The organism is Flavobacterium tiangeerense (assembly GCF_007830355.1).
GTDB lineage: Bacteria > Bacteroidota > Bacteroidia > Flavobacteriales > Flavobacteriaceae > Flavobacterium > Flavobacterium tiangeerense.
The window spans coordinates 356,054-363,379 of sequence record NZ_VLKO01000003.1; the positions used below are offsets into that span (position 1 = coordinate 356,054).

Annotated in this window: 7 protein-coding genes and 1 tRNA gene; 5 read left to right on the forward strand and 3 right to left on the reverse strand. The window is 34.8% G+C overall.

What is annotated here, in order from left to right:
* The first annotated feature begins 2 nt into the window (after positions 1-2).
* Both IQ05_RS04760 and IQ05_RS04765 read left to right on the forward strand, forming a co-directional pair.
* Complete coding sequence (locus IQ05_RS04760; protein WP_144890490.1) at positions 3-2,003, forward strand: fumarate reductase/succinate dehydrogenase flavoprotein subunit; 2,001 nt, start codon at positions 3-5, stop codon at positions 2,001-2,003.
* A gap of 69 nt (positions 2,004-2,072) precedes the next feature.
* A complete protein-coding gene (locus IQ05_RS04765) occupies positions 2,073-2,819 on the forward strand; it encodes a succinate dehydrogenase/fumarate reductase iron-sulfur subunit (RefSeq protein ID WP_144890492.1) in 747 nt (248 codons plus the stop codon).
* 126 nt (positions 2,820-2,945) lie between these two features.
* Here the strand turns inward: IQ05_RS04765 and IQ05_RS04770 are convergent, their stop codons facing one another.
* Entirely contained in the window at positions 2,946-3,509 is a 564-nt protein-coding gene (locus IQ05_RS04770; RefSeq protein ID WP_144890495.1) for a hypothetical protein, read from the reverse strand.
* Between the two features lie 76 nt (positions 3,510-3,585).
* Here IQ05_RS04770 and IQ05_RS04775 point away from each other — a divergent pair, with 76 nt between their 5' ends.
* The gene (locus IQ05_RS04775; RefSeq protein ID WP_144890498.1) at positions 3,586-4,356 is read left to right on the forward strand and encodes a nitrilase family protein; all 771 of its coding nucleotides are present in this window, start codon (positions 3,586-3,588) and stop codon (positions 4,354-4,356) included.
* On the opposite strand, the gene IQ05_RS04780 is transcribed toward IQ05_RS04775, so the two are convergent.
* On the reverse strand, positions 4,353-6,011 hold the full coding sequence (locus tag IQ05_RS04780; RefSeq protein ID WP_144890501.1) for an Ig-like domain-containing protein: 1,659 nt from the start codon (positions 6,009-6,011) through the stop codon (positions 4,353-4,355). The two genes, IQ05_RS04775 and IQ05_RS04780, sit on opposite strands and share 4 nt — an antisense overlap.
* Positions 6,012-6,201: 190 nt before the next feature.
* On the opposite strand from IQ05_RS04780, the gene mce reads away from it, so the two are divergent.
* Together mce and IQ05_RS04790 are read left to right on the forward strand one after the other, a co-directional pair.
* The gene (gene mce, locus IQ05_RS04785; RefSeq protein WP_144890505.1) at positions 6,202-6,603 is read left to right on the forward strand and encodes a methylmalonyl-CoA epimerase; all 402 of its coding nucleotides are present in this window, start codon (positions 6,202-6,204) and stop codon (positions 6,601-6,603) included.
* Between the two features lie 141 nt (positions 6,604-6,744).
* A tRNA-Ile gene (locus tag IQ05_RS04790) sits at positions 6,745-6,818 on the forward strand.
* A gap of 182 nt (positions 6,819-7,000) precedes the next feature.
* On the opposite strand, the gene IQ05_RS04795 is transcribed toward IQ05_RS04790, so the two are convergent.
* On the reverse strand, positions 7,001-7,326 hold a 326-nt coding region (locus IQ05_RS04795; RefSeq protein WP_144890508.1), incomplete at its 5' end, for a transposase.

Here is a 7,326-nt window from a genome sequence, read left to right on the forward strand (position 1 = left end):
AAATGGCTTTAGATTCAAAAATACCAAATGGTCCAATAGCGGACAAATGGACAAATTATAAAAATCACATCAATTTAGTTAACCCAGCGAACAAACGTAATATTGATATTATTGTTGTAGGTACTGGTCTTGCAGGTGGTTCTGCTGCTGCAACTTTAGCTGAATTAGGATATAACGTTAAAACTTTTTGCTTTCAAGATTCACCTCGTCGTGCGCACTCTATTGCTGCGCAAGGAGGTATCAACGCAGCAAAAAACTATCAAGGTGATGGTGACTCTACTTTCCGTTTGTTTTACGATACGGTAAAAGGAGGAGATTACCGCTCTAGAGAAGCAAACGTTCACAGACTTGCAGAAGTTTCTGTTAATATTATTGACCAGTGTGTTATGCAAGGCGTACCATTGGCACGTGAGTATGGTGGTTTGCTAGACAACCGTTCTTTTGGAGGAACATTAGTAGCTAGAACTTTTTACGCAAAAGGACAAACAGGACAGCAATTATTATTAGGAGCTTATTCTGCTATGAACCGTCAAATTGGTCGTGGTAAGATAAAATCCTACACACGTCATGAAATGCAAGATTTAGTTCTTGTTGACGGAAAAGCAAGAGGAATTATTGCTCGTAACTTGGTTACAGGCGAGCTGGAGCGTCACTCTGCACACGCAGTAGTAATTGCTTCTGGAGGTTACGGTAACGTATTTTTCTTGTCTACATACGCCATGGGTAGTAATGCTACTGCTGCGTGGAAAGTGCACAAAAAAGGAGCTTACTTTGCTAATCCATGTTACACACAAATTCACCCTACTTGTATCCCAGTTTCTGGTGATCACCAGTCAAAATTGACCTTGATGTCTGAGTCATTGCGTAATGATGGACGTATTTGGGTACCTGCAAAATTAGAAGATGCACAAGCTATTCGTGAAGGTAAATTGAAACCGACACAAATCGCTGAAGCTGACAGAGATTATTATTTAGAGCGTCGTTACCCAGCTTTTGGTAACTTAGTGCCTAGAGATATCGCTTCTCGTGCTGCTAAAGAAAGATGTGATGCTGGTTTTGGTGTGAACAAAACAGGTGAAGCAGTTTACTTAGATTTTGCAGCAGCAATTGAGCGTTACGGTAAAGAACAAGCGTATGTTAAAGGTTTTGATGCCAATGACAAAGCGTTAGTAACAAAATTAGGAGCTGCTATTGTGGCTAATAAATACGGAAACTTATTCCAAATGTATGAGAAAATCGTTGATGAGGATCCATACACAACCCCAATGATGATTTATCCAGCAGTACACTATACTATGGGTGGTATTTGGGTTGATTATAACTTACAAACTACAATTCCAGGTTGTTTCAGTATTGGAGAAGCTAACTTCTCTGATCACGGTGCTAACCGTCTTGGAGCTTCTGCTTTAATGCAAGGTCTAGCTGATGGGTATTTTGTATTGCCATACACAATTGGTGATTACTTAGCACCAGACATTAAAACAGGAAAAATTTCTACTGATTTACCTGAATTTGTTGAAGCTGAGAAAAATGTAAAAGCACGTATTGATCAGTTTATCAATAACAACGGTACGCATTCTGTTGATTATTTCCATAAGAAACTTGGAAAAATTATGTGGAACAAAGTGGGTATGGCTCGTAATGCAAAAGGATTAACAGAAGCAATTGAAGAAATTGCAGCATTAAGAGAAGAATTTTACAGAGATGTAAAAGTTCCTGGAGATGCATACAGTTTCAATCAAGAGTTAGATAAAGCAGGTCGTGTTGCTGATTTCTTAGAATTAGGCGAGTTGTTTGCTAAAGATGCATTGCACCGTAATGAATCTTGTGGAGGTCACTTCCGTGAAGAATACCAATCTGAGGATGGTGAAGCACAACGAGATGATGAGAACTATGCTTATGTTGCAGCATGGGAATACATGGGTAAACCAAGTGAGGCTATACTTCACAAGGAACCTTTAGTCTATGACAATGTTAAACTAGTAACGCGTAGTTATAAATAGGAATCAGTCCGAGATAAAAATGATGGTATTACCACTTTTTGATTCTAAGACTTTCAAACGAAAGAAAATATGAAACTTACATTAAAAATATGGCGTCAAGCCAACGCCAAAGCAGAAGGTAAAATCGTTGAGTATCCACTAGATGGCATTGAGGAAGATATGTCTTTCCTAGAGATGCTTGATGTGCTTAACGAAGGCTTAATTAACAAAGGAGATTTACCAGTATCTTTTGATCATGATTGTCGTGAGGGAATTTGCGGTTCATGTTCTTTGTATATCAATGGTGAAGCGCATGGTCCAGACAGACGTGTACCTACTTGTCAATTACACATGAGAATGTTCAAAGACGGTGATACTATTTTTATAGAGCCGTTTAGAGCCAAAGCTTTTCCAGTAATTAAAGATTTAGTTGTTGACAGAAGTGCTTTTGATAGAATTCAACACGCAGGAGGATTTGTATCAGTTAATACTTCAGGAAAACCAACAGATGCTAATGCAATTTTGATTCCTAAGCACGATGCAGATAGAGCATTTGATGCTGCTACCTGTATAGGTTGTGGAGCTTGTGTTGCAAGTTGTAAGAACTCATCAGCTATGTTATTTGTATCTGCTAAAGTATCTCAGTATGCTTTATTACCGCAAGGTAAAGTAGAGGCGGCTGATCGTGTAAAGAACATGGTGGCACAAATGGATGCTGAAGGTTTTGGTAACTGTACCAATACTGGAGCATGCGAAGTTGAATGTCCAAAAGGTATTTCACTTGAAAACATTGCCAGAATGAATAGAGAATATTTATCGGCTAGTTTAAAAGGATAATTAGTTAGTCTTAAAAATTAGATTCTTAGGACAAACAATTCATAATTATAAAAAACGCATTCAATCTCAAAGTTGAATGCGTTTTTTTTTTTTTTGTGTGTCTAAATGTTAGGTTTAAAAAGTGTTCTAGTCTTTCCATCCCCATGGAGCAGTGGGTGTTGATACTGTTTTTGTTAGGTCAAATTTTACGGTAAACAATCTTTCAGATCCTATGCGTCTTAAGTTATAGGTAAACGAGGTCTCATCAATTGTAATCCACCAGACATTAGTTGCGGCGTTCGGAATTAAATTTAATGTTTCTTGATCTGCTGGAAAAAATTGAATACTAGCACTGCCTGAATTTGGACTCGTCCCGCCGTACTGTGTTACTTTATCTTCAGTTCCATCTTCGTGTCTGTGATCGTGTTTAAGTTTAATTCTGTCGTTTTCAAACGTTAAAACCCAAGTTCTTGATTTGTCTTCGCCAACAAAAAACGGAATTTTAATGGTGTTTTTGGTACAGCTTCTTACATGCATTACTAGTTTTTTATCTCTAAAAGTATCATTCGAAGCACCTTCTTTAATTTCTCCTTCAAACGATTTTCCGCACTGTTTTTGTAGGTTTTCCCAAAATTGTTGTGCACCCGTTTTTTCTTGTGCTTGAAGAGCTAATTGACTTAATAGCACAATGGCAACTAATATTTTTTTCATGATTTTTTTCTTTTTGCTAATGTAATGAAGTTACGGTACGTATAGAATTGTTATTTTTATAGAAAATTAGAAAAAAATGAAAATAGCCTTCATTCAAGCTCCGTTATCATGGGAAAACCCTTTGGAAAATCGTGTATATTTCGAATCCAAAATCAATGAAATACAACTTGATGTACAAATAATAGTCTTGCCAGAGATGTTTACTAGTGGTTTTACCATGAATCCTGAACGTGTTGCTGAGGGTATGCAGGGTGAAACCTTAACTTGGTTAAAACAACTTGCTTCCAGTAGAAATTGTGCTTTTATGGGTAGTCTCGTGATCACAGAGGATGATCAGTTTTTTAATAGGTTTGTTTTTGTTGCGCCTTCTGGAAAGGTAGAGTATTATGACAAGAAACATTTGTTTACATTGTCTGGTGAAAATGTAGCCTATGTACCTGGTAAAGAAAAGTGTATTATTGAATATCTAGGTTGGAAAATTTGTCCTTTAATTTGTTATGATTTGCGTTTCCCAGTTTTTTCTAGAAATACAGAGGATTATGACTTATTAGTTTATGTTGCCAGCTGGCCAAAAACAAGGGTAAATGCTTGGGATATTTTACTTCAGGCGCGAGCTGTTGAGAATATGTGTTATGTTATAGGAGTTAACAGATTAGGAACTGATGGTAATGGGTATGAATATGTAGGGCATTCTCAAGCCGTTGATTTTTTAGGTCATTATGTACAAGAACCTACCCAAATTGAAGGTAGTTATGTCGTAACATTAAATAAGGAAAAGTTAGTTGAAACGAGACAAAAACTAGGTTTTCTCAATGATCGAGACACATTTGAACTAAAAGACAACTAAGGTTGTTTTTTGTTTGCTGCTTTCTTTTTAATTTCGGGTGTGTACGGAATACTTAAATCAAAAAGTTGATTTACATCCCAATTGGCACGTACATCTATTTCTTTTGAAAAATAAATTACTTCTTCGGCTTGGAGTTTATTAAGGAAATCTCCCGGATCCCACTTGCCGTTTTTATTGGAATCATAAGTGGCTCTAAGCGTGTATTGTGCGGGTTCTATTAAATTGAAATTGACAGTGCTGTTTTCTGTAGTATATTCAGAGGCTAGGACATCACCTTTTGCATTTGTTAACTCAATAAGTACGGGAAAACTTTTTGCTTTTTGAAGATTTATACTCAAATTTCCGTATTCTGAAGTATTTCGGGTACTGAATTTATACATTAAGGTGTCATTCTTCTTTTCAAAAAAATCGGTAAAAGCTTCTGGTAAAACCGTCATCACGTAGTTTTCTGAAGGTTCTTTTTTAAAGTCAAAATACAACCGTTGATTGTATTCATCATACTCAGTTTTAAACGGAATCGATTTTTTGTTTTTATCCAATAAAGTTATTTTCTCGTTTGCAATATTAATTAATGGCGTACTAGTTTCAAGAGTAAACTGCTCTCTAAATTTCAAGTCGCCCATTTGTAAAGGAGTAATATTTAAAGTATCTTTTTTTTGATCCTTAATTTTAAAGGAAAATTTAGTTTCATACTTATCTTTTTTTACAAATAACTTCAAGGAATCTGTTTTAATAGGTTTATACCATATTTGGAGTGAATCCTTTTTTGGAAATTTTGTAACCAAGTGATTTATTTCGGTAGTATTGTCTTTCAGTGTTATTTTAGGTAAATCCTTTAGGTTGTTTAGTGTTCCTTCATAACCCATTATAAGTTTATTTCCAGCAGCTTGTACTGGTTTAATAGCCTTAAATGGTAGCTCTTCTTTGAAGATTTCGAGTTTATAAAGCGTATCGTTTGGTACAGATATAAATTCTTTTACAAACCCAATCTTGTCTTTCTTAGGGTCAAATTTATTATTGTTATTGTAGTCCTTAAGCGCTACAAGTAAATATTTCCCAGCTTTAAGGTTTTCTAATTTGAAACTTTTCAAACTATCAAGAGTATTTGTAATGTATCTTGGATTTTGTTTGTAAATTACTGAGTCATTAAATTTGTCGTTTACATCATACAGCATAACCGAAACGAAAGACTCTACTTCTTTGTCAAGAGCAATTTTTATGGTTCCTCCCAGTTGTAAAGAATCAATTGTTGCTCCTGTAGAGAACACATATTTAAACTGGTTTAATGGGTTCTCTTCATTATTATCTGCAATACTCTGTCCGAAATTGAGACTGTAAGTAGTATTGGGTTGTAAAGTATCTTTGAGCGTAATTGTTATCGTTTTTGTGGGTGTGGTAGGTATAATAAGCGGTTCATTTTTCATGGGAGGAGAAATGATAAGTTGCTTATTTAAGTTTTTCAATTTAATATTTTCGTCAAATACCAACTGAATCTTGTTTCCAGTGAAATTGGTGCTAAAATTTTTAGGGAAACTTACCTTAAGAATTGGCGCAATGGTATCTTTTAGACCACCAGTAATAGTACCTCTTTTTGCACAACTCGCCAAGATTATTAAAAAGAGAAAAAAAGTATATTTGAGATTGTTTTTCAACATGGTAAATTCTGATTTCAGTTTACAAAATAACGACTATAATTTATGCTTTCGAAATATTTTAAGGATTTATTATCAATAGTAGCTGCAATAGATTAGTGATAATTTTGGTCTACGAATATAAATACTAATTTTACATAATTGGCTGCTTAGTCAAAAAACAGGTTGTTTTAAAATATAAATAAATTTATTCATGAGAAAAATAGAACACATAGGAATTGCTGTAAAAGATTTAGAGGTATCTAACTTGGTTTTTGAAAAATTGTTTGGAGCACCAGCTTATAAATTTGAAGAAGTTCTGAGCGAGGGTGTCACTACTTCTTTTTTTCAGAGCGGACCCAATAAGATTGAATTACTAGCTGCAACTCATCCGGATAGTCCAATAGCTAAGTTTTTAGAGAAAAAAGGTGAAGGGATTCATCATATTGCTTTTGATGTAGCAGATATTGAGTCAGAAATTGTTCGATTAAAGCAAGAAGGCTTTGTGGTCCTTAATGAAACTCCGAAAAAAGGAGCTGATAATAAGCTAGTTGTGTTTTTGCATCCCAAAAGCATAAATGGAGTTTTGATTGAACTGTGTCAAGAGATCGTATGATTTTAAATGCTGTGTAGTGTAGGTTGTTAGTATTCAATGCATTCGGATTGCTTTGAAATTTTTTTTATAAAAGAGTAAAAAACTATGTCAAATTTATTTGTAGCAATTAAAAAATAGTAGTAATATTGCAACCTCATAACCGGTCCTATAGCTCAGCTGGTTAGAGCACCTGACTCATAATCAGGTGGTCCCTGGTTCGAGCCCAGGTGGGACCACAATTAACACTTAAAAAGCCTTATAAACATTGCGTTTGTAAGGCTTTTTTATTTTTAGGTGTGTTAGAGTTTTATGGTGATGTCTGTTTCATTTTAAATCCTGAAGTTAAAGTAGTATATAAAATGTTTGTTTGCATAGTTGTTACTTGGGATCAATCCCAAAACCTGTGGGGAATGAAAAATTAAGCATAAATAGTTGTTAGCCTAAAAAGGAAGAATGCAACATTTTTAACGCCTCTAAATTGAGTTCTAAAAGCTTTTATTTTAGCATTGAACGACTCTGCAGATGCGTTTGTGCTTCTGTTATCAAAATAGTTTAGTATGGTTTGGTAATGATTTATTATAGATCTTGAGATTGTATTGAAAGACTTAAATCCAGATTGACTTACTTTTTCATGCCATTTAGCTAATCTTGAGAGTCCAATGATTTTATCTGTTGTTTTCTCAAATATATTTCTCAACTCTTGGGCTAAATTATATGCTTTTTCGATTTCGGGATATAATTCAA